Source organism: Streptomyces sp. NPDC086077, from assembly GCF_040686175.1.
Taxonomy (GTDB): Bacteria; Actinomycetota; Actinomycetes; order Streptomycetales; family Streptomycetaceae; genus Streptomyces.
This window is the reverse complement of the sequence record NZ_JBFBJT010000003.1, coordinates 19,043-39,946: the sequence shown is the minus strand read 5'-3', so window position 1 is coordinate 39,946 and position 20,904 is coordinate 19,043. Positions and strand designations below refer to the sequence as shown.

Here is a 20,904-nt window from a genome sequence, read left to right as displayed (position 1 = left end):
CCGGGACCGCCGTCTTAGGTCTCGCCCAGCGTGGTGTTGCCGGCCAGGACCTGGTGGCCGTAGCTGGGGCTGGTCGTCCAGGTCGCGATCCCGTAGACGATGTCGTCGCGACCCGACTCGGACAGCACGCGGATCGCTGTGGGCAGCGAGATCTCACTCAGGATCAGATGGTGGTCCGCCGCGACGACCGACCGCGTGAAGTGGTCCAGGAGCCGGGCTCGTTCACCCTCAGGCACGGCGCCCATGTCGAGGGCGAGCGCCTCGGCGCCGTGGCCTCCGCCGCCGAAGGTTCCGGTGGCCGGGTCGTAGTACTTGTCCGACAGCGCTTTGGCGCTCGTGTCCGCCTTCTCCCGGTAGAGCGCGGCGTCGTCGTCCTCACCGAGTACGCGCGCGATACGGCTGAGGCCGTCGACGACGCGCCAGTAGCCGACCTTCTGCTCCAGGAACGTCACGTACTGCTTCATCCGCGGGTAGTAGGTGCGCGGCGTCTCCTCGTCGCCGTAGGTGGTGTAGAGCTGCCAGGGCACGAGGACGAAGGCGCCGCCCCAGTTGGCGTCGTTGCGGTAGCCACCGGCGAGTTCGACGTAGTCGGGGACGGTGCTCGGGATCAGTCCCTCGGTGGTCTGCGCGTCGGCCATGTCACGCACGATCTTCCTCAGATAGGCGCGCATGTCGTAGTTGGCGGCGAGGGTCGGGAAGACGAGCTGGTTCTGCTCCAGCCAGCCGAGCTTCTCGCGGCTGGGGCAGTCGGTGAGGATCGTCATCATGTTGCCCTGGAGGGCGCGGCGGATCAGCCCGTGGGTGCCGTTGATCAGCTCGTTGGAGCTGGTGAAGCTCCCGGCGCTGGTGTTGTGGGTGTGCAACACCTTGCCGCGTACGGAGACCGTCGCCCCCGCGGGCAGGCCCGTCAGCTCCAGGTAGCGGAAGCCGTGGTAGCTGAAGCGGGGGTGCCAGGTCTCGGCGCGGCCCCCGCCCTTGGTGGTGTAGGTGTCCCACAGGGGCGCACCGACGTTGCTGATCGACTGGAAGGCGTGTCCGTCCTTCAGGCTCTCCGCCGGGTAGATCCGCACCGCGGTGCCCGCGGTTACGGTGACGGTGATCTCCGGTCAGCCCGCGATGTTGCGTCCGAGGTCGAAGACGCGGCTGCCGTCGGCGCCCGGCACCTCGGTGCCCTTCAGGGTCTCCATCACCCGGACCGGCTCGGTCTCGCGGGCGCTGAGCGCGGCCGGCTCCTCGCCGCCGCCGGGGCGCCCGGGGGCGACGGCCGGCGCCCAGGACGAGCGGTCGCGGCCCGGTTCGTCCCAGCCGGGGACCTCCCGCCGCGCGTCGTAGTCCTCGCCGCCGTACCAGTTGGAGGACGTCGTCGGGCCGAGCGTGGCGTCACGCAGCAGCAACTGATGCTGGTCCAGGCGATCCGGATCACCGACGTCGCCGCCCGTCCCGTCCTGCTCGACCGGACCACGGTCACCGACATCACCCATGCCGTGACCGACGGAGAGCTCCGCTGGACGGCTCCCGACGACGGCGCCCCCTGGCTCGTCATCGCCTACTGGGAGCGCGGCTCCGGCCAGCGGCCCGAGGGCCCGCACCACACCGACCCGCTCAGCTACGTCGTCGGCCACTTCAGGCCCGCTCGGGCCGGGCACTGCGAACGGCGTCGCTGACGAGCGTGCCGCCCGAGCGCACCAGTGTGACGCGGCCTCTCCCCGCCGGGGGCCGAGAAGAAGCAGAGCTCCCTCGTACACCGCCGTTACGGCTGAATCCCACAGGCGGACCGTTTTCGCCCGGCCGTCGGACCTGGCGGGATGCGCTTGGGAGGGAGCTGTGCGGCCGTATGTCGCCGTTGTCCGGGACAGCACACATACCAAAACCGTACGACCGGACCCGCGTGCCCGCATGCGGTAGACCCTCGTACGGCCGCCCCTGCGCGCTACACCCAGAGTGGCTGTGGGTCGTACTGGAGGAACGGGGCCGGGTCATAGTTTGTATCGGCAGGGCGTGCTCAGTTGTCAGTTCGTGTCGGTGTCCACACGTATGACGTAGTGCTCGTCACGGCATGGAAGCCGAGACGTCGCAGGATCGGGGCGCTGTCGTCGGAGGCATCGACGTGCAGGTAGGTGAGGCCGCGGGCCGCGGCGATCTTGGCTCGCGCAGCGACGAGTGCTCGGTAGACTCCGCGGCCGCGCCACTCGGGCAGCGTCGTGCCGCCCCGGAGTCCGGCGAAGTCAGAGCCTGGCTTGATGACGAGCCATGCGGCACAGACGACTTCGCAGCCGGCTTCAGCGACCAGGACGGCGGTGTCTGCCGGGGCTGCGGCGATGCGTGCGATCAGGTGGTCGCCGAGCCACTCCCAGCCGTCCCCCCAGACGGTTGCTTCCATCGCGGCGATTCGGTGCATGTCGGCGTCCGCAGTGACACGGCGTAGTGTGACTCCGTTGGGGAGTGCGGTCTCTGCCGCGATCTCAGCGGTATGGCCGATGAGTACTGTCTTTGCTTCCTCGGACGCGAAGCCGGCCGCTTGAAGGTAAGCAGGGAGCTCTTCGGGTTCGTCGTGATGGTGAGTGCGCCACTCGACGGCCATTTCACGTTCCGCGAAGTAGTCACGCTGCCGATTGATCATGTGTTGCAGGTCGGATCCACGTACTCCGACATCACGTGGTCCAGTGATGAGGCCCTGGGTACGGCCCACGACCCGCAGCAGCGGCCCGTCTTGCTCCCAGCTGACTCCGGCCGATGGGTTCGGGAAGACTCCGCGCAGTTGTTTGTCGTAGACAGCCAGCAAATCTCTTGTGTCGTCCGTGACGTTGCTCATGCAGGGCATCGTTGCACCGCTCTGTTCTGGATCGGGCTCTCTTGGTCAGCTGGCGGCCCTGTTCCGTCTGGGCCTTGAGGTGCGCGAGGCGGTGGGGCAGCGCAGAAGCGGGGTCGGCGCGTCGATTACCTCACCGACAACCAGGAGCGCCTCCTGTGCCGCATCCGCCAGCACATCGCCGATCACGGCCAGGCGTCGACGATCCAGCAGACTCGGGGAGGCCGTCGGCATACGGAGCAGGGCGTCGGTCCACTGCCGGCTGGCCGAGCTGGAAGCGAAGGCGGCGATCGTGCGCAAACCGGGGCGATGGAGAGGGATCCGCCTCGCCTGAACAGTCCCGGCTGCTACCACCCGCTGCTCGCGGCCGGTGGTCGGCCCGTGCAACACGGCTGGTGGGGGAGTGAGGAGGTAGCCCGCGACAACTTCAGGCGGTGGGGTGGGCAAGTACGGCATCGTCTGCGCAGGGCATCGATCAATGGCAGGTGAAACGTGTTGACAGGATCGGCAGAATGTTCCGCATGGGTACAGACATGAGCGGCTTTCTCGAGTATCGAGCGTCGCAGGATGGTCGGGAGGCAGCCTGGTACACCGCGCACGACCTCGACTCCCTGAACGACATCCGCAACTATGACGCGTTCGGCTGCCTCTTCGGGGTCCGCAACTACGCCAACTTCCGCCCCCTGGCTGCGTGCCGGGGTCTGCCCGCCGACGCCTCGGCTGCCGCGAGTGCGCGGTTCGCGCAGTTGTCCGAGTGGTACGGCGAGGATGGCTTTCACGGCACCACGTGGATCACGTGGGCCGAGCTGAAGGCGGTCGACTGGGACGAGCCTGCAGAGAAGCCTGACAGCCGGCTTCACGAGTACCGCCGGACTCCGAACGGGCTCAGGATGACAGGCAAGTCCGCCTGGAGTCCTGCATTCGCCAAGGTCGTCGGTCTGGAGAAAGGCGAAGTTCGGGAGTGGCCCGAAGGAAGTGAGTGGCTCGTCGGGGAAACGCTCTACAGATCGGTCACCATCCGCCGCAGAGACGCCGTCACCGAAACCGGCGAGTGGCAAGCCGCCTGGAAAGCCATGGAGGCACTCGCAGAACAGCACGGTGACGACAACGTGCGCCTCGTCGTGTGGTTCGACGACTGAGGAAGTCGCTGTGACCGCGCATCGCGCAACGCCTCTTTCGGATCATCTCGCTGACCAGATGAAGATGGCGGCCCGGTGCAGTCCGGCGAGGTAGATGGTGGCGGTCTCGTCATAGCGGACGGACAGGCCGCGCCACTGCCGGAGCTTGCTCTGGCAGGTGCCGAGAGACGCGGTGACTGAGGCAGGCTTCGAACCAGCGGCCTGGGGGCGGTGCAGGAACGCCTGCCCAAGCAGCCGACCCGCCGCATGAAGGCACTCCCCCGTGCGAAATACTCTCCCGATGAGCTCACGCAATTCGCCGATCAGTCAGGCGATCACGATACGGAGGGCCGTCGCGCGGGATGCCAAACGGCTCACGCGGCTCGTGCGTAGCTCGGGCGCCTACGAGGGTAAGTACGCAACCGCAGTCGCGGGCTACCGGGTCGGTCCTGACTACATCGAGGCCCACCGCGCCTTCGTCGCCGTCGGCGCCGACGAGCCTGGAGGTCGGGTCCTCGGGTTCTACTCACTCGTCCTCGCTCCACCGGAGCTCGATCTGCTGTTCGTCGCCGACGAAGCGCAAGGACGGGGTATTGGTCGACTGCTGGTCGCGCACATGCAGTCCGAGGCCCGTGCCGCCGGGCTCCACCGTGTCATGGTCGTGTCGCATATTCCCGCCGAGGACTTCTACCACCGCGTCGGTGCAGTGCGGATCGGGACCGCGCTCGCGAATCCGCCCGCCGTGGTGTGGGACCGCCCCGAATTCGAGTTTCGCATTTCTTCGGAATGACGCGGTGTGCCAGTTCGCGCGGGACGGACTTCGCCTCCATGACGCGCTCCGTGTGCGCCGTCATCTCTGCCCTGGTCGGGTCCCTGAGTGTGTGGTGAAGTTGGTCGGGTGTTGGTTCGGGGCGTCTGGAACGATGTGTCCGTGCATGCTGATGATCAAGTTGGCGAGGTGTCCCCGCTGCGGTCGCGGCGTTCCTGCGGGGTGCGGCCGACGGCCGCCCGATGAAGATCGTTCCTTCCGCGTGCGAGAGGTGCGGCCGAGCGGAAGCGAGGAGTTCGAGTCGAGGAGCCTGAGCTCCGGGTCGCCGTGCGAGACCTGCGTGGGGCGGCGAGGTGGCCGGCGGTTGGGAAGGTGCTGCCGTCGACGACCTCGATCAGGATGCGTGCTCCGGTCCTGACGCCGATGCCCGGCATCGAGGTCAGTACTGAGGCCGCTGCGCGAGCCGGTACGGGCGGTCATGCCCTCCGCCGGGCTCACCCTGACGGGTTCCTCCGTCCCCTGGCGCTCCGCGGTCGGACGCGCCGTGGAACCGGCCCGCCCCCCGAACCCCCGCTGCTGACGGGCGAGCATGGCACCGGGCAAGGTGACCGTTGGCAGGGAACTCCTCGCCAGTCACGTCATGCGGACGTCAGTGCGCCGCCCCGCTCGCCGTCGCGCCGCGACATGCCGATGGGCGGGAAGGGTCAGCCCAGTGACTCGAAATACGCCTTCTGTGCGGGGTAGTAGTCCGCGAAGTCGGGGCGGGGCCCATCTGTGCGGGCCGCGGTGAGCATGTCCAGGTAGTACTCCCAGCCCGGTCCTGTCTCACCGAGGTGTTCCGTGGAGGTGAGGTGGTGGATCAGCCGGAGTTCCGTGACGCCGTCGCTCTCGGTCACCAGCAGTTCCAGTGACCATGAGCCGGATTCGTCCTGCGTCGAGACCGCGAGCCGGCGTGGTGCTTCGCAGGCGTCGACACGGACCGGGATCCAGTCGTCCGACTCTTCGAACACCATCTGTACTTCGATGGTGCGGCCGGCAGCCCCCTCGCCGCGCCAGGGGCCGAACCAGCGCGCGGTGCGTTCCGGCTCGGTGACGCTCGCCCACACGTCGTCGGCGGAGGCGCGGTAGGTGCGGGTGAGGATCAGGTCATGGCCTGTCGCGGTGGGGACGAGCTGCCCGGAGGGTTCGAGAGTCATGCTGTGTCCTTCTGTCGTGCTGTGCTCGGGGTGCCGGCGGGCTCGGACCGGCCGCGTTCCCGGCGCGCGCGGTGGACCTCGGTGTCCAGTGCCGCGAGTTGGCGGGACCAGTCCGGGGCCTGACGGACATCGAACTGGAGGAGCCACTCGGTGAGCCGGCCGAGCGGGAAGCGGACGAGCGTGTAGCGCCGGTGGCGCCCGTGCTGCTCGTCGCGCACCAGTCCGCTTTCCCGCAGTATCCGCAGGTGACGGCTCACCGCCGGCCGGCTGATGGAGAACCGGGCAGCGATCTCGCCCGCCGCGAGCGGGGTGTGCCGCAACATGGCCAGGATCTCCCGGCGCACCGGATCGGCGACGGCAGCGGCCACGTCGGTCAGTTCGTCCACGGGAAAAGCGTAACCTATGGGTTACGTGTGATGTCGTCGCACCGGTCGGTCCGCCCTGGTGCGAGCCGGACGGCGGCCGGCCTGCGGAAAGCTCAGGCTGCCGCCAGGAAGGTGGTGAGGCCGTCTAGGAGCATGTTGCTGCCGAACTCGGACTGGTCGCGGTCCTCGGCGCTCTCGAAGGTCTGGGACAGGGTGGTCCGAGTGTGGTCGCCGTCGGCGGCCAGGTCGACGGTCATCAGGGCGAGGTCCTCGCGGCCCGGAATGCTCATGCCGATCACCAGTCGCTTGTTGGCCTCGACCTCGGTCTAGCGGCCGGACAGCGGGACACGGGTGCCGCCGGGGATGACCATGACGGAGCTCCAGGCGCCGCCGGGCCGGACATCGAGGACGACCTCCTCGGCGCTGGCCCACCGTCCGTACTGGTCGGCGCGGGTCCAGGCGGCCCAGACCTGCTCGACCGGCGCCTCCAGGGTGCGGGTGATGACGTAGTCGAAAGCAGCAGTGGTCATGTTGGTCTACTCCTGTTTGATCCCGCGGGTGCGGGACTGAGATGCACACCCACAGCGAACGTCGGAGCCGATGACACGTTCTCTACACCGCCCGGAAGATCTTTTCTCAGTCTCCCGGCGCCGTCCGGCCTCCGGCCCGGGCGGCCGCCCGGGGAGCACCATGCTCGACACGCTGGCAGGCTGGGGCATGACGCCCCCGGTCGTGGTCGTCGACCCGCCGACCGGCGAGGGCCACCGCTGTGCGTGCGCGCTACACGCCTGTTCGCCTCCGGTGGCGGTCCGCGAGGTAGGTCTGGACGGCCTCGGCGACATCGACATGGACCTTCGGCGGCTCGGCGGCCCAGATGGCCGAGCCCGCGAAGGATGCGAGGCCGACCGGGAACTCGTCCGACGGTTCCTCGATCTCGAAGTCGAGCGGGACCTCGATGCCGGTCCGGGCGCGGGCCGTCCCGGCAACGCGGGCGAAGGCCTCCTTGATGTTCTCCAGTCTCCGTGAGAAGGCCATCTGCGCGAACGCGTCCGCCGGAAGACCACCGTTCGTCTCGAACACCTGCCGCACCCATGCGGGCGGGGCCGCGGGGGCGGGGAAGTCCAGCACGTCGTACAGGTGGCGCAGCCAGTCCTGGAAGGACAAGGACTCTTCGTACCGTTCCTCGGTGTTGTGCTCGTTCACGGGTGGCGGTTTCCTCGTTGTGACGGTCATCCCGGCCGATGTTCTGTCCGATCTCGCTCAAACCGGTCAGCCGGTAGGAGCCTTCGCCGCTGAACGACTGTGGCGTAGCTGTCGCGCCTGCTAATTGACGTCTTCCCGCAGGACGCTCGCGCGCGAGGCGATAAGTGCGCGGGGGCTTCGCGGCCCTCCCGGCATCGGTGCAGGATCAGCATCGGCAGATGGACAGATGGCCACGGCTGCTGCGCTGCCGCAGATGGTCCCGCCGCAATGGAGCGGCGGGACCACCGGAGGGCCCAGGTCAGCCAACGCCTTCCTCAGCATTGACGTGTACGGGGCCGCTCACCCAGTGCAGTTGGGCGACATGTCGGAGCGGGTGTCAGGTTCTGTCGGTCCTACGGACACGTCGCAGCGCGTCCACTGTGAAGGAAGCGCAGCCCACAGCCATGACCACGGCGAGCGCGGTCTCCTGCTGGACGCCGAGGGCGATGGCGAGAGCCCCCAGCGTCGTGGCGGCAGCTATCTCCAGGCTCAGCGCGAAGCGGCGCTTGGTCGTGTCGGTGGGGCGTTCGTTCAGCATCGGCGCGTCCAGATCGTGGGCGGAATGGGAATGAATACGTTGCCTCCCAGTCTGAGGGCACCGGAGATCACCGAAGTGCACTTCTTACGAGCTACGGCGTATCCGGCTACCACGGTGAAGTACCAGAGGTACCCGCGCACGGCGGTGATCGCGTGCTTCCAGTTCTTCGGGATCCACTTGATGTCCTTGGCCCAGCTGAGGAAACCGGCGGCGCTGCCTGTGCCGAACGCGACCCAACGGGTCTCCGAGCGGTTCAGGTCCAGCCTGATGAAGTACTTGGGCGACCACCACGGCTTCCACCAGCGCACCCGCAGTTTTCCGGTGGTGTCGGTGCAGGCGACGGGGTCACCGCCGCAGTACTCGTAGGCGTTCTCGTTGCCGCCGTAGACCGGGTCGACGGACAGGAAGCGGCCGGTGTCCGGATTGTAGAGGCGGACACCCATGAGCATCAGGGAGCTGACCGTCTCGGACGAACGCTGGTGGTTGCCCAGCCAGCCGTATCGGGTGGATTCCTGTCCCGCCCTGCTGCGGCCGTATTCGTCGCTGTCGAACGCGACAGGCGCCTTGGATGTGTCGAGCGGAAGCTGGAGCGCGACGTCTCCGTGGACGGAGGTCAGCTGCAGGACGGTGTCGCCTGTCTTGGTGCTGGTTGCGGCCAAGTCGCCGCTCGCGGAACGGATGTTTCTCGTCAGCAGGCCTGTGGTGGTGTCCTCCACTATCCAGCGGGGGTTGTCGCCGTCGCTGTCGTAGTGGTTGAGCTTTGACGCGGTGCGCGTCCAGGTACTGCCGTCGGCCGAGGTCTCGAGTGTCCAGCCGCGGAAGCGGTGCAGCGCGTCGAGGGACCAGGTCTGGCGCTTGTTGCCCGACACCTGCTGTCTGACGAGATCGTTGGTGTAGTAGCCGATGGTGCCGTTGCCAGGTGCCGCGGTGGTCCGGCCCAGGGCGTCGTAGGCGTAGCCGGCATCCGTGATGCGGTCGCTGCTGTCGTAGGTATGGGTCTTGGTCGTTCCTCCCGTGGTCGGGCATGCTGCACCGGGCGCGGCGGTGGCGGTCGTCAGTGAGGTGCGGTTCGCCCGCTTGTCGAAGGTGTAGGAACGCCGGGTGCAGACGTTGCCGATGGTGTCGTCGACCGTGGAGAGCCGTCCGGCCGCGTCGTAGCGGTAGGTCTGCTCGGACCATCCGGCGTGGCGCAGCACCTGGCCGTGGGCGGACCGGGCGACGGTGTCGGTGTAGACGGAGATGCCGTCGCTGTCGCGGGTGTAGGCGCGGCTCGTAACCGCTCCGGAGGGATCTGTTGCGACGTTCAGGGTGTAGCCGCCGGGCAGCTGCTCTGTGGTGACGGCTCCGTCGGCGTCGAACTTCACGTGGAAGTCACCGGCGACCGAGTCGCTGATCTTGGTCGGCAGGCCCCGCGGGTCGATGGTGGTGTCGTAGGAGTACGTCACCGTGGACGGGACGCTGTCGGTCTCCTTGACGACCCGGTTGAGCTGGTCGTACTCGGTGGTGGTGGTACCGCCGTCGGCGTCGGTGTACGAGATCTCCCGGCCGAGGGCGTCGTAGGCCTTGGTGACCGTGCCGCCGGTGGGCGAGCTGGTCCTGATCGCCTGGCCGGATTCCGGGTCGTAGGTGACGGTGGAAACGGGTACCGGCGTTCCCAGGTCGCCCGTGATCGTGGTCGTGGTGGGTCGCCCGGCGTCGTCGTAGTCGACGACGGTGGTGCGGGTGACGCCGTTGGCGTCCTCTGTCCGCTTGGCGACGTCGCCCCAGTAGTTGTACTCGGTGGTCGCACCGAGTACTTCACTCGGGTTGCTGCCGCCACCCGTGATGGTGCCCGCGGGGCCGGACCAGCACTCCAGGCCGGCCCACTCGGGGCGGCCTTCGCACCACCCGGTACCAGTCGCCTTCCAGTAGGCGGTGACCCTGGACGCCGCGTCCTCACCCGTCCCGCCGGGGGGAACGATGTCCGTTATCCGTCCCTCCGCATTGTGGACAGTGGTGGTGGTGAGGTTCAGGCCTCCCGAGTCCTCGATGACGAGGGTGGGCAGGCCCTTGGCCCAGTCGTACTGGGTTTCGGTGACCCGCTTGTCTCCCATGATCGAGTAGTAGTCGCGGACCCGGGTTCCGGTGATGGTCATGGTGACCTGGTTCTTCGCGACGGCTGTGCCGTCGGTCGGGCGGCCCTCGTCGTACTCGTGGACCGTCCAGGAGCGTCCCGGAACCGAGGAGCCGGCTTCGGCCAGAACGGTGGTGCCGTCCTTGAGGTCCCCTGTCAGGTCGACGCGGTGAATCGGGCCGAGCGTCTCCTCGAGGCGCGCGCCGGACTCGTCGTAGAGCTGCGTGGAGGACAGCAGGTGTGCCCGCTCGGCCGAGGGCAGGGCGATGATGCCCAGGTCGGTAAGTGTCTCCCGGTGCGCGGCCGTTGCACCGAGTGCGAGCTCCCGGTTACCTGCGGCCAGTTCACGGACCACACTGCCGAGGTGGTTGTATTCGACGGTGGCAATGTGCCCGCCGGGCTCGGCAGTGTTCACCTGCCTGCCGGAGGCATTGAGGTAGTGGACGGTCGCCCGCTGATAGTCGCTGTTGTCCAGGTCGGTGCCCGAGTTCGAGGCCGGCAGGGAGTCCGGCGGGAAAACTGCGGTGGCGTCCGTGGGGGCGTCGCTCTGCCCCCACGCGCCGATGGCTGCGGCGTTCATGGCGTTCGGTGCCTTGGCGCCGCTGAGCGCGACCCCATAGACCACGGTGGAGACGGCGTTGCCGTCAGTCTGGTCGGCGGTGCCCTGCTTCAGACGCGGCTGGGAGACGTTGAGCAGCATGCCGCTGCCGGGGGCCGAGCCGCTGGCGGCGTTGCCGTAGGTGAACGTGTACGGCAGCTGCCCGGCCGGGTCGAGCCAGGTGATCCGGCCTTCGTGATAGGCGTACTGCGTCTCTGCCTGCTGGCCGATGCGGGGGTCCCAGGTCTGGCGCAGCCGTCCCTCGGAGTCATAGCGGTAGGACGTGACGGCGGTCGCGGTCGCGGCGGATGCCCCGGGCGCGGTGGCCCACAACCTGATCTGCTTCACCTGGCCGGTGAAGTCACCGAAGTCCGCATCGTTTTGCGTGCCGGTGGCCGTGGTCGACGTCGCATAGACGAATTCCAGGACGCGGCAGCCCTTGGTGGCCGGGTTCGCCTCGCATGCGGCTGCGGTGGCGGCTGAGGTGGGGGCGATGATGCGCTTGGGGCGGGCAAGGGTCTTGCCGTCGACTACGACGGTTTCGGAGGAGACCGTCGTGGCGGTGTTGCTCAGGCCGCCGAGAAGGGAGCTCGTCACCTGCCATGTCGTCGCAATCGCGGTCGGCTTGGCGAAGGTGGTCACGGTGCCGCTGGTGTCGGTCAGCGAGAACGACCCGGAGAAGCTGCCCTTGAGAGTGAGGGCTTCGGCTCCCGGTTCCGGAATCCAACCGGTCTTCGCAGCGTTCGCGGTGAAGCTCAGCTTGTCCTGGTCCTGTGTGACCACGCGCAGGGCCGTGTCCGAGACCTTCTCAAGGTAGGTGTAGTCGGACTGGGACGTCTCGGCTACCGTGCCGGACACCCATTCGGCGCCGAAGATCGCGGCCTGGCCCTCCTGTTTGGCGCCCTCGCCCGGCGTGCGCGAGGAGATGCTGCGCGTCACGCTCATGCCGAAGAAGGAGGCGTCCTCGCCGGAAAGCGTGTAGTCGCCGGTCAGCAGGTTCAGGGAGCCGGGCCCGACTTCCGTCGTTGCCGCGGCGTCCGCATTGCTGTCGATGACAACGGTCAGGGGGTCGGTGCTGCGTGAGGCGTCATCGGGTCCGGTGAAGTCAGCCTTGATCTGCACCGTGCCGTCCGGGTCGACGGTGCTGGTGGCGTTCCACACCAGCGGCGCGTTCTTGCCGCTCACCAGGGGCACGGGCCACGCGCCCAGGACTTCGCCGCCAGAGGTGACGTCAGCGGCGGGGATCCTGGCCCAGGCATCGGCCTCCGAACGCCGCCACGAGAACGACACCTGGTCGAACTTGCCTGCCTCGGCCTCTACCGCCAGCGGAAGGCGGCGCGCGGTGCGCTCGCCTTCGAGCGGCTGAAGAAAGCCGCCTGGGCCGGCGTGGAAGATGTACTCCCTGGGCTCCGACTTGTTGTCGGCCTTGTCCACCGAGCGGACCTGCAGGGTGTGCGTGCCGTCCTTCGGCGGCGTGAGGCTGATGCTCCTGGCCGTGCTCGCACCGCCGGTGGCGACCTTGGTCCAGGCCACTCCGTCCAGCGACCACTCCAGCCAGTTGTGGTCCGAGGCCGGTGGGGTGACGGTGAAGGTGCCCGCCTGGCCTGCGCCCTTTACCCACTGCCCGGTGGGGTAGTCGGTGGAGGTGATGGAGGCGGGGGAGGAGGGCGCGGCGGTGTCGACGGTGAAGGTCTTCCACGCCGACCAGCCGTTGTTGTAGTGCGTCCCGTCGTAGGGGCTGGTGCGGAACTTGTAGGTCTTGCCGCTCGTCAGCACACCTGCCGGAACGGTGACCGACGCCGCGGAGCCGCTGGCCACGTACTTGGAGACGATGACGTCGCCGACCTGCGTGTTGGTGGCGTTGTCGAAGATCTGGAAAGTGCCGTTGACCTTGTCGCCATCAGCATCGACGAACGTGTCGCGCAGAGTCGGCGTGGTGGTGTTCACCATGTAGGAGCCGCTGTAGGAGAAGAACGGCGGACCGGCCTCCTGCTTGGTCCCCGTCTTCGGCCGGAAGTTGTAGTTCACGACCAGCTTGGGCGGGTTGGACGCCGCGTTGGCGGAGTTGACCCGCTTCCACTGCGTCGTCAGCGACTCGCTCGTCGCCCGCAGGCCCATGTGCCCGCGTGTGGCCTTCGCCGACGCCCACTCCTGCACCAGCGTCGTCACGTCCGCGTTGATCCAGCCGTCAGGCTGGGCGGCGCAGCCGGCGTTGCCGCGGGTCTCGCTGGAGGTCGCCTTCTTCACCGTCATCGTCGGACGGTTGGTCCAGCGGCTGGAGGTGGACGCGGCGCCGGAGGCCCACACCTCCCACGGGTAGGCCTTGCAGTCGGGGTTGCCCGAGTGGAAGTTCCACAGGCTCAGCTTCGCGCTGGTCACCAGCGCGTCCTGGAGAGGCGTGGAGTTCCACGAGATGAACGACTGCGCCGTTCGCGGCGTGCCGTCACCGTTGGTCGTGCCCGGGTTGCCCCAGTCCAGTTCGGTATCCGTGGACAGGTCAACCGTCTCGCCCTGCTGCACGTACGTATCGAAGACGTTGCTCAGCGCCGACGTCGACGGGTCGACCGTGACCGGGAACTTGGTCTTGGGGTCCGAGAGGAACTCGGCGTCCGGCGTGATGACCAGATCGACCCCGGAGCCCTTCTTGACGACCTTCATCGCGACCGGCACCCGGCGCGTGTGCTCACCCGACGTCTCGTCGACGGTCGCGTCCCACATCACTGGCGCGGGCATGACAGCCTGTTTGCGGTTCTTGCGGTCGGTGAACAGCACGCTTCCGTCGGCCAGCTGCTTCACCTTCAGGCCCTTGGCCTTCAACGGCAGCGTGTAGGAATAGTTGTCCGTGGCGGGACGCTGCTTGATCTCCACGAACTGCTCGAAGCCCGTGCGGGTCGCCTCCACCACGACGTCCGCGCCAGGCACCGCGTTGACGTACTCCGCGCGCGTGCCGTCCAGCTTCGGCTCGGGCAGACCGCCCTTCCACTGCAGCTGGATCTGCTGGTCGCCCTCGCCCAGGGTCACCAGGTCGACCGGCTTCGACTGCCGCGCCGCCGCCAGCGACCTCGCAGGGGTCCCCGTCCGCCCCGCCAGCCGCAGCCCGCCCGGGTGCGCAACCGGCTCGACGCCGCCCGGCACCGCGCGCAGGTCGACGTCGACATTCACCCACGCGCCGTCGCGCTCGAACCGTACCGGCCCCGCCGACAGCTCCGTCGTCAGGCTGCCGTCCTTATTCACCCACGTCGTCGAAGTCTCTGTGCGCTCGCTGAGCGCCTCCACGCGGTGCCCTGACAAGCGGGCCGCCGCCTTGGCTGACGCGACGTCCACCGCTGCCGAAGTCCCCTTCGGCTTGCCCTGCACCGTCGGCGTCTGGGCAGGGGTAGCGGCTGCGGCTGCGCCCTGCATCAGCGACACCGACATCAACACGGCAAGGCCAGCCGCGATCCATCGCAAACTAGGGCTTTTCTCATGCCAGATCCACCCTCTCTCATCCGGAGGAGGCAGCTCTCTTTCCGATCTCACGAATCATCCCTGTCTGTCATATGCAAAAGAACAGTGAACGAATGGCAAAGTATCCAAGGACACAAGATCATCAAGATCACCTAACGCCCCTATACGGACAGTTGCTGCGCGGCCACAGCTGCGTGATCTTGAACACAATACGTAACGTCACGAATACGGAAGAGTATGTTCCGGCGTGGCGGTTCAGTCCGATCGGAGTCGCATTTCCGGCTCCATAGACGACGCGGGAACGCCGGCGCTTCCCCTCCCTCTGGCGCATCGTGCCCCCCGACACCGCGGCTCCGACCGGCACGGCATCCGCACCACGTCACCGTCGTCCTGGCAGTAGATCGCGCACTGACATGCGTCATTTTTTGGATAAGGTGCGGTGCGTTCCGCTTGCAGGAGCTGAATCGCGCCGTCGCCGGAGGACGTCGAGCCGTGCGGCCACGACTTCTGGCGTGCACCGGCCTCGCGCATCTTCCGTCGGCGGCGTACTGATGCGGCCGCGGGGCCGCGATCCGAATGGGGTGGGGAATGTCCAGACACCGGCTGTCCAAGAGAAGCCGTTACATCGCGTGGGGCGCCACAGGCGCCGTAGTCGTCGCCGGCGCCGGCATCGCGGCGCAGACCTCCATGGCCGCCCCGAGCTGGCCGGCGCAGAAGACGTACACGGGACGGGCGTTCGACACCTGCACAGCGCCCTCGCTCGCCGCGATGAAGGCCTGGAACACCGGTGCCTACGGTGCCGTCGCCGTCTACATCGGCGGCAAGAACCGCGGCTGTGCCCAGCCCAACCTCACGGCGCCGTGGGTGAAGTCGGTCAGCGCTGCCGGCTGGAAGCTGATCCCGCTCTATGTCGGAGCTCAGCCGCCCTGTCAGACCAGCAGGAACCCGGAGAGGTTCACCGCCTCCACGGCGGCCTCTGTCGGGGTGAGCAACGCCAACGACGCCGTCGCCAAGGCTTCTGCGCTCGGCATGAAGCCCGGCAGTGCTATCTACCTCAACATGGAGTCGTACGACATCACCAACAAGGCGTGCAACGACGCCACCCTGACATACGTGCGCTCCTTCACCAAGACCCTGCGGGCCAAGACGTACCGCGCCGGCCTCTACGGTTTTGCGAGCTCCAGCGCCAAGGCCATCGCCACCGCCACCAACCGCACCGACCTGCCGGGCAACCTCTGGTACGCCCAGTGGAACAACAAGAACACCACCACCGCCGACTGGCCCTGGGACCCAAACCTGTACACGACCCACAGCCGCGCCCACCAGTACGCCGCCAACAGCAAAGAGACCCGTGGCGGCCACACCATCACTGTCGACCGCAACGCCTGGGATGCCCCAGTCGCCATCACGGGATAACACGTAGGCCTGGAGATCGGCCCTCTGCACTCCAGGCTTGGGCGAACTGGTGCTGCAGGGCCCCTGTCGAGCACGGTCCGCCCCGACCATGCCCCTGTCCAAGCGCGGTCGGGCCACGTTCCGACCACGACCGTGCTTCCCTCTGGCCACGCCTGTTACCGGCGACCGGTCAGAATGCGGACAAAGGCCCCGTGCACACTACTCCTTCGCTTCGGCCACCCTTCAAGGGTGGCCCGAAGCGAAGGAGCCACCCCGACGGCCGGAAGCAGGGGTCCGGCCCCCGATCGTGGGCGCACGTTGCTGCCGCAGGCGCGGCCCCGTCAGGCGAAGTCCGTCCGCCCCTTCGGTGACCGGGCGCTGCTGCAGGTCCTCGGTGCGGTCCGCCGGTATCTGGTGGTGCTTGAAAGCACAAAGGCGCGGCACCGAACCCGCAACACGGAACGCCGCAGGACAGTGAGCCGCATCAAGGCATGGACGACAGCCCTGCCCCCAGTGCCCCGCAGCCCGATCCCGATGAGCGCCCGGCAGGTGAGGCCCTTGCCGCCTCATGTGAGGAGTTCCGGCACTGGTCGAGGACCCCGAAGCGCTGCAGGCGGCGCAGCGAAGAGTAGCGGAGGTACAGATGACCACGCGCCATGGCCTCGAGCAGTCGGCCGCCGCCCCCGCCACGTCCTTGCCCGACCGTCCACAAGCCTCCCGCGCCGACTGACCGAGCGGAAACGACGCTGCACGGCGCGCCGCCCGCGACGCCCACACTCCCACAGCGTCTCCCTCGCCGGGTCCCCGCCCATAAGGTGAGGACCTGCGGCGACGCGCTGCATGCGATCAGCGCGTTAGCGGTGCCGAGCCGGAACAGGCGTGGACCGCATTGTCAGCGCAGCGCCATAGGGGGCCGGGCAGGGCCGCACGCTTGTCGCCTGCCACCCTCACGCGACCGCCCCGACCCCGACAGAGAGCAGATTGCCTCTTCATGCGGCAAGGCCAAGGCTCGCACGACGTGAGTGCCGGGTCGGGCAACGGGCGCTCGCTGTTCAGGGTGTCCACATGTCGGGCCCGCCTGCGCGCCACTCGATCTGCTCCCAGGCCGCCACGTCAAGGTCGTCCCAGCCCTCCAGGCCTGCGTGCTGCAGGGAAACGGTCAGGTCGTGGAGACTGTAGGCCGTGCCGAGGAACGCCCCGTCGAGGTGCACTGTGTGGGACACCGATCCGGCGCTGCCGGCGGCCTGTCCTGCTGATCGGGCCGGGTCGGGCAGCACGGTCTGGAGATCGTGACGGCGGTGTGCCGCAGTTTCGAGCTGCGGCGTGAAACGGTGGGCAAGCGCGTCAAGGTCTCCATAGTGCTGGCCGATGATCCCGGCGGATATCCGACGGGCCGTCTGATGTGAACCGGGCCGGCCAGGCTCCTCGGCCTGGCAGGGACGACTCATAGCGTGACGTAAAGCGCCACACAGTGACGCCTTCTGAACGTAAACGCTTCTGCCGGCAGGCCGGGTCGGCGTCGTCGCGAGCAGTATGTCGATGCTCATCGTGTCCATCGGGTCACCCCGCTCTCCGGATCGCCTGACGCCTGGTTCTGCGGGAATGCTTGTGCCCTTGTCGTGGCCCGCTGTCCGGGGATGACGTCTCGCACGCTCACCCCCACTCCTTGTTCGAGGTCGATTACCTCCCCTTCGAACCCGAAGAAAATCTATGCTGGCTGGAGTAGACATTGGGCGGTGGTGTGGTTATGGTTTCCGTCGTAGCCAAGGAAGACAGCAGGGCCTGGCAGAGATGAACTGCCGGCAGCAGTATCCGCAGTACCCGTAGGTGCAGTGCGCAGGACGGTGCGGTGGTGGAGTTCCGAAGCCAGGGTTGTTGCTGGACAGGTGACGGGACTGACGACCGGACCGGGTGGCCCGCAGTGATCAGGGGCTGCCGTGAGCAGTACCGCAGGAGCAGTTCAGTAAGTGCAGTTCGCCAAACCCAGCAGTGAAGTCGGTGAGCAGCACCTCGGTGAAGGCGTCGGCTGCGGGCGCGCGCACCGGGAAGTTCGGCAGTGGGGTTCCAAGCCAGAACAGACGCAGGACAGGCAACGGGGCTGGCTGCCGAAAGGTGACGCTTGGTCAGGTCACCAGCAGTTCGCATCACCAGCAGTACAGAGCAGTGCGCAGTACCGGCAGTACGCAGTTGGCAGGTGTTGATCAAGAGGGAGGAACGGAGGGGCCGAGCGCCATCAGGATCGCCCGGGCGGAGTGTTGAGCCCGGGTACCGCAGGACATCGATAGTGAGGTGGTCTCCGGTCAAGCAACCGCGATCCCCGCGCCCCCGGCAGCAGCCTGGTCGGGTCAGCGGAAACAGAAGGCCGGCGCAGTACCAGGGCCGGCAGATGGTGTAGTTGTTCCTTCGGGGCCCTGGCGCCAATGGCGCCAGGGCCCCTCCACACGTTCCATCAGAGAGGTGCAATGACAGCAGACGACACCTTCGGCCGTCTCGACGACGACGACTTTCCCGCCTACACCATGGGCCGGGCCGCCGAACTGCTCGGCACCACCCAGAGCTTTCTCCGCGCCATCGGCGAACACCGCCTCATCACCCCGCTGCGCTCCGCCGGCGGACACCGCCGCTACTCCCGCTACCAGCTGCGCATCGCCGCACGCGCCCGGCAACTCGTCGACCACGGCACTCCCATCGAGGCCGCCTGCCGCATCGTGATCCTGGAAGACCAGCTCGAAGAAGCCCAACGCCTCAACGCCGAATACCGCCGCACTGCCGACTCGACGAACCCGACGGCCGCCGCCGCGGATTGAGACAGCTGACGCCTGTGACTCAACCTCGCGACTGTGCCCCGTCGGATCAGGCGGCACTCCTCGTGCGGCGTCGACCGGCGCGGGACGCCTTCCGTCGCCTGGTGCGGTTGCTGGCCGTCCACGAGACCGCGGAGGAGGAAGTCGTCCCCCCTTTGCCCGGCGCGCTCTGGCAGGTGGGGAGCAGGTCGTCGATGACCGCCTCGCCGAGGAACGCGCGGCCAAGGAGACCCTCTCCGAGCTGGACGGCATGGACACCGACGACCCCGAGTTCCTGCCCCGGCTGCAGGCGCTGCGCACGGACGTCCAGGAACACGCCCGTGCGGAGGAACGCTACGAGTTCACACACATCCGGCGCAGCATCGACGCGAAGGACGTGTTCACGCGGGTGCCCTCTGAGCCGCACGTGCGGGGGCAGCCGGAGCGGCGTGATCCCCAAACTGAGCTCTGCACAAGGCTCGAGAACGCAGCCACGACGAAGCAGCGGCCGGCATCACGCCGCCGCGCACGTCAATCCGCGCGGATGCAATGCCGGGTCCCCCACGCGATCGGGCCAGAAAGCGGAATGAAGACTGACCGCAACGGATGCTTCAGCGTCTGCAGCATCTACGTTCCGCGGATCCCCCCTGGCCCGAGCGCGCCCAGGACGCGATCCAACCGGTCTCCATCGCGGCGTCGAGGAGGTATGTGGGCCGGATCCGCCCCTTGGGCACATAGATGAGGTCGATCACCAGCAAGGTCACAGACGTTCCCAGGCCGATGCGGCGGGCATGGGCCCGTCCCTGCGGCCCCGCTGCACTGGCGAGCTGCGCCGCCCCTGCGGAGACCAGCAAGCCACCGGTCGTCCTCTGCAGGAAGACATCGGTCTTCGGTCCGAAGACCCACTCGAAGCTGCGCAGGTGCACCAACGGCCACAGTCCGCCGACGATGTTGAATACGCCGTGTGAGACCCCAAGCGGATCCCATCGTGCTGGAGTGCTCACTTTCCCCATGAGTCGTTCCTCTGTTCAGCGGGCCGACTTCCCCCGGAGGCTGCTGCCCGCACCGTGATGCCATGGCCGACGTCCTGCGGCCGCAGTTCACCGGCCGTTGGCCTCTCCGCGGGGAAGCGGTCCGAGGCCGGACCGCTTCCCCGCGGTCCGAGGCGGACCGGCGGCCGGGGCGCAGGGCAGCGTGCCAGACCGGCGATTTCCGCCGCCGCGCGTCGTAGAGCGAAGTCGACCAGCTCAATAGGTCGCTCACAGGTCGTCCACCACCACGCAGGATCAAGCGCGCCACTCGCCGCTGCCGTGGCCGTCGCGGCAGTCCGCTTTTAACGGTCCGTGGCACGGCGGCCCGCAAGCTGCCCGACGACTTCGACGGCGACGCTCGACTTCGTCATGCTAGGCGGCGCTCATGGCAAGGCGGCGTTCCTTCGGTCGGCGCCGGCTGGTGGTTCTTCGATGACCAAGTGAGCGTCGCCACCTCGGGATCCACCCTAGGAAGAGGTGCGACCGCCGTATCCGGATGAGGCACCGCGCGTCCCGCGATCGGATCGCATGCTCGCGCTGGAGGCGGCGGCCAGGGCCAGCACGAGTGCGATCAACCCGGTGATGATGTTGTTGGTGATGGTTCGTGTGGTGTCCACGTCACCGGCCACGACCCACGGTGCGATGACAGTCCAGGCACCGAGTGCGGCGGCAGCCCAAGCCATGCTGTGGGTGCGCTCGTATGCATGGCCGAAGCCGCCCATGAGCAGCGCATAGGCCAGACCTGTGATCAAGTTGGTGACGGCCAGGGTGGAGAGGTTGTTGAAGCCTGCGATCCAGGGTGAAGCGGCCAGGTACAGGCCGGTGATCACGCCCATGGCTTCGATGGCTTGTGCGCGTGGGGTGGTGGCTGCCCGTTCGTGGCGAGCACGCATCTCCAGGATGTCGGGATGCGATTCCATGGTGGGACGGGTGTGAGTCACGATCGTCTCCTGTGTGAGAGCCCGTTGTTCGATCACCAGGTACCCATAAGATAGTGATAAAACGCGTCATAGCCTCCTGATTCGGTCAGTCCTCGTCGTTGTTGCGGTACACGACTTTGTAGTGCGTCGTCCGTCAGTTCGCCGTTCCAGTACGGGGCCGTAGCGGTGCGGGCGACCTCGGCGGGCTGCTGCTTGTGCTGCTCGCCTCGGGGGGCCGGCCGGTGCAGCACGGCTGATGGGGGAGTGAGGAGACCGCGCGTGACAAGTTCCGGCGGTGGGTCGGCAAGTACGGCAGCATGCCCGACGCCCGCATCACGCTCGCCGACGACACCGACCACGTGCTGGCCGTCTGGCCATAAGTGGTCTTCACCTGCTCCGGGTGATGCTCGAAGGGGCGGCGAACGCCATGGTGGCAATGGTCAGGACAGGTCGGGATGGCATAGCCGGACGCGGTGGGAGCAGCCAAGTCGATGCGATTTGAGATGCGTATCGACGGTGAAATGTCCCAGGCTCTCGCGAAGGCTTAGGGACCGCGCGCTCCAGGATGCCGTGCCCCGGC

General features: G+C 67.7%; 15 protein-coding genes and 4 pseudogenes. 7 read left to right on the top strand and 12 right to left on the bottom strand.

Going from position 1 to position 20,904, the window contains the following annotated elements; genetic code table 11:
• Positions 1 to 14: 14 nt before the first annotated feature.
• Together AB0O67_RS01325 and AB0O67_RS01320 are read right to left on the bottom strand one after the other, a co-directional pair.
• Positions 15 to 1,100: a family 78 glycoside hydrolase catalytic domain gene (locus tag AB0O67_RS01325; RefSeq protein ID WP_365444391.1), complete on the bottom strand. Its 1,086-nt coding sequence runs from the start codon at positions 1,098 to 1,100 to the stop codon at positions 15 to 17.
• A gap of 6 nt (positions 1,101 to 1,106) precedes the next feature.
• Positions 1,107 to 1,394, bottom strand: a complete 288-nt coding sequence (locus tag AB0O67_RS01320; protein ID WP_365444173.1) for an alpha-L-rhamnosidase N-terminal domain-containing protein — start codon at positions 1,392 to 1,394, stop codon at positions 1,107 to 1,109.
• A 3-nt stretch (positions 1,395 to 1,397) separates the two neighbouring features.
• Between AB0O67_RS01320 and AB0O67_RS01315 the strand changes: the two genes are divergently transcribed.
• Complete coding sequence (locus AB0O67_RS01315; protein WP_365444170.1) at positions 1,398 to 1,664, top strand: hypothetical protein; 267 nt, start codon at positions 1,398 to 1,400, stop codon at positions 1,662 to 1,664.
• 338 nt (positions 1,665 to 2,002) lie between these two features.
• Here AB0O67_RS01315 and AB0O67_RS01310 read toward each other — a convergent pair whose 3' ends face one another.
• A complete protein-coding gene (locus AB0O67_RS01310) occupies positions 2,003 to 2,812 on the bottom strand; it encodes a GNAT family N-acetyltransferase (RefSeq protein ID WP_365444167.1) in 810 nt (269 codons plus the stop codon).
• A gap of 518 nt (positions 2,813 to 3,330) precedes the next feature.
• Between AB0O67_RS01310 and AB0O67_RS01305 the strand changes: the two genes are divergently transcribed.
• Together AB0O67_RS01305 and AB0O67_RS01300 are read left to right on the top strand one after the other, a co-directional pair.
• Entirely contained in the window at positions 3,331 to 3,948 is a 618-nt protein-coding gene (locus tag AB0O67_RS01305) for a hypothetical protein (RefSeq protein ID WP_365444164.1), read from the top strand.
• A gap of 280 nt (positions 3,949 to 4,228) precedes the next feature.
• Positions 4,229 to 4,717 (top strand): GNAT family N-acetyltransferase, encoded by a 489-nt coding sequence (locus AB0O67_RS01300; RefSeq protein ID WP_365444161.1) that lies wholly within the window; start codon positions 4,229 to 4,231, stop codon positions 4,715 to 4,717.
• Positions 4,718 to 4,872: 155 nt separating this feature from the next.
• Here the strand turns inward: AB0O67_RS01300 and AB0O67_RS01295 are convergent.
• The 7 genes and pseudogenes from AB0O67_RS01295 to AB0O67_RS01265 all read right to left on the bottom strand — a co-directional run.
• Positions 4,873 to 5,142: pseudogene (locus AB0O67_RS01295) on the bottom strand (transposase); the annotation flags it as partial.
• A 258-nt stretch (positions 5,143 to 5,400) separates the two neighbouring features.
• Positions 5,401 to 5,892 carry an SRPBCC family protein gene (locus AB0O67_RS01290; protein ID WP_365444158.1) on the bottom strand — a complete coding sequence of 164 codons (492 nt, stop codon included), beginning with the start codon at positions 5,890 to 5,892 and terminating at the stop codon, positions 5,401 to 5,403.
• Entirely contained in the window at positions 5,889 to 6,278 is a 390-nt protein-coding gene (locus tag AB0O67_RS01285) for a metalloregulator ArsR/SmtB family transcription factor (protein WP_365444155.1), read from the bottom strand. Before AB0O67_RS01285 ends, AB0O67_RS01290 begins: the two co-directional genes overlap by 4 nt.
• A 92-nt stretch (positions 6,279 to 6,370) precedes the next feature.
• A pseudogene (locus tag AB0O67_RS01280) lies at positions 6,371 to 6,787 on the bottom strand (SRPBCC domain-containing protein).
• A gap of 250 nt (positions 6,788 to 7,037) precedes the next feature.
• Entirely contained in the window at positions 7,038 to 7,460 is a 423-nt protein-coding gene (locus AB0O67_RS01275) for a hypothetical protein (RefSeq protein WP_365444152.1), read from the bottom strand.
• Positions 7,461 to 7,836: 376 nt separating this feature from the next.
• The gene (locus AB0O67_RS01270) at positions 7,837 to 8,037 is read right to left on the bottom strand and encodes a hypothetical protein (RefSeq protein ID WP_365444149.1); all 201 of its coding nucleotides are present in this window, start codon (positions 8,035 to 8,037) and stop codon (positions 7,837 to 7,839) included.
• The gene (locus AB0O67_RS01265) at positions 8,031 to 14,165 is read right to left on the bottom strand and encodes a DNRLRE domain-containing protein (protein ID WP_365444146.1); all 6,135 of its coding nucleotides are present in this window, start codon (positions 14,163 to 14,165) and stop codon (positions 8,031 to 8,033) included. The genes AB0O67_RS01270 and AB0O67_RS01265 overlap by 7 nt, the downstream gene beginning before the upstream one ends.
• 618 nt (positions 14,166 to 14,783) lie before the next feature.
• Between AB0O67_RS01265 and AB0O67_RS01260 the strand changes: the two genes are divergently transcribed.
• From AB0O67_RS01260 to AB0O67_RS01245, 4 genes and pseudogenes are all read left to right on the top strand, one after another.
• Positions 14,784 to 15,611 carry a glycoside hydrolase domain-containing protein gene (locus AB0O67_RS01260; RefSeq protein ID WP_365444138.1) on the top strand — a complete coding sequence of 276 codons (828 nt, stop codon included), beginning with the start codon at positions 14,784 to 14,786 and terminating at the stop codon, positions 15,609 to 15,611.
• A 1,188-nt stretch (positions 15,612 to 16,799) separates the two neighbouring features.
• Positions 16,800 to 16,996, top strand: a pseudogene (locus AB0O67_RS01255) (ATP-binding protein); the annotation flags it as partial.
• A gap of 1,056 nt (positions 16,997 to 18,052) precedes the next feature.
• Positions 18,053 to 18,397: a MerR family transcriptional regulator gene (locus AB0O67_RS01250; RefSeq protein ID WP_365444135.1), complete on the top strand. Its 345-nt coding sequence runs from the start codon at positions 18,053 to 18,055 to the stop codon at positions 18,395 to 18,397.
• Positions 18,394 to 18,764: pseudogene (locus tag AB0O67_RS01245) on the top strand (hemerythrin domain-containing protein); the annotation flags it as partial. The gene AB0O67_RS01250 and the pseudogene AB0O67_RS01245, both read left to right, overlap by 4 nt.
• Before the next feature lie 220 nt (positions 18,765 to 18,984).
• Here AB0O67_RS01245 and AB0O67_RS01240 read toward each other — a convergent pair.
• Together AB0O67_RS01240 and AB0O67_RS01235 are read right to left on the bottom strand one after the other, a co-directional pair.
• The gene (locus AB0O67_RS01240) at positions 18,985 to 19,386 is read right to left on the bottom strand and encodes a hypothetical protein (protein ID WP_365444133.1); all 402 of its coding nucleotides are present in this window, start codon (positions 19,384 to 19,386) and stop codon (positions 18,985 to 18,987) included.
• A gap of 485 nt (positions 19,387 to 19,871) precedes the next feature.
• Positions 19,872 to 20,324, bottom strand: coding sequence for an SPW repeat protein (locus tag AB0O67_RS01235; protein ID WP_365444388.1), 453 nt, complete (start codon positions 20,322 to 20,324; stop codon positions 19,872 to 19,874).
• Positions 20,325 to 20,904 lie beyond the last annotated feature (580 nt).

What these genes read in the sequence shown, in the direction of transcription:
- AB0O67_RS01315 (WP_365444170.1), top strand. Translation starts at nt 1,398, where the DNA reads ATGCTGGTCCAGGCGATCCGGATCACCGACGTCGCCGCCCGTCCCGTC.
- AB0O67_RS01310 (WP_365444167.1), bottom strand. Translation starts at nt 2,812, where the DNA reads ATGAGCAACGTCACGGACGACACAAGAGATTTGCTGGCTGTCTACGAC.
- AB0O67_RS01305 (WP_365444164.1), top strand. Translation starts at nt 3,331, where the DNA reads ATGGGTACAGACATGAGCGGCTTTCTCGAGTATCGAGCGTCGCAGGAT.
- AB0O67_RS01300 (WP_365444161.1), top strand. Translation starts at nt 4,229, where the DNA reads ATGAGCTCACGCAATTCGCCGATCAGTCAGGCGATCACGATACGGAGG.
- AB0O67_RS01290 (WP_365444158.1), bottom strand. Translation starts at nt 5,892, where the DNA reads ATGACTCTCGAACCCTCCGGGCAGCTCGTCCCCACCGCGACAGGCCAT.
- AB0O67_RS01270 (WP_365444149.1), bottom strand. Translation starts at nt 8,037, where the DNA reads ATGCTGAACGAACGCCCCACCGACACGACCAAGCGCCGCTTCGCGCTG.
- AB0O67_RS01265 (WP_365444146.1), bottom strand. Translation starts at nt 14,165, where the DNA reads ATGTCGGTGTCGCTGATGCAGGGCGCAGCCGCAGCCGCTACCCCTGCC.
- AB0O67_RS01260 (WP_365444138.1), top strand. Translation starts at nt 14,784, where the DNA reads ATGTCCAGACACCGGCTGTCCAAGAGAAGCCGTTACATCGCGTGGGGC.
- AB0O67_RS01250 (WP_365444135.1), top strand. Translation starts at nt 18,053, where the DNA reads ATGACAGCAGACGACACCTTCGGCCGTCTCGACGACGACGACTTTCCC.
- AB0O67_RS01240 (WP_365444133.1), bottom strand. Translation starts at nt 19,386, where the DNA reads ATGGGGAAAGTGAGCACTCCAGCACGATGGGATCCGCTTGGGGTCTCA.
- AB0O67_RS01235 (WP_365444388.1), bottom strand. Translation starts at nt 20,324, where the DNA reads ATGGAATCGCATCCCGACATCCTGGAGATGCGTGCTCGCCACGAACGG.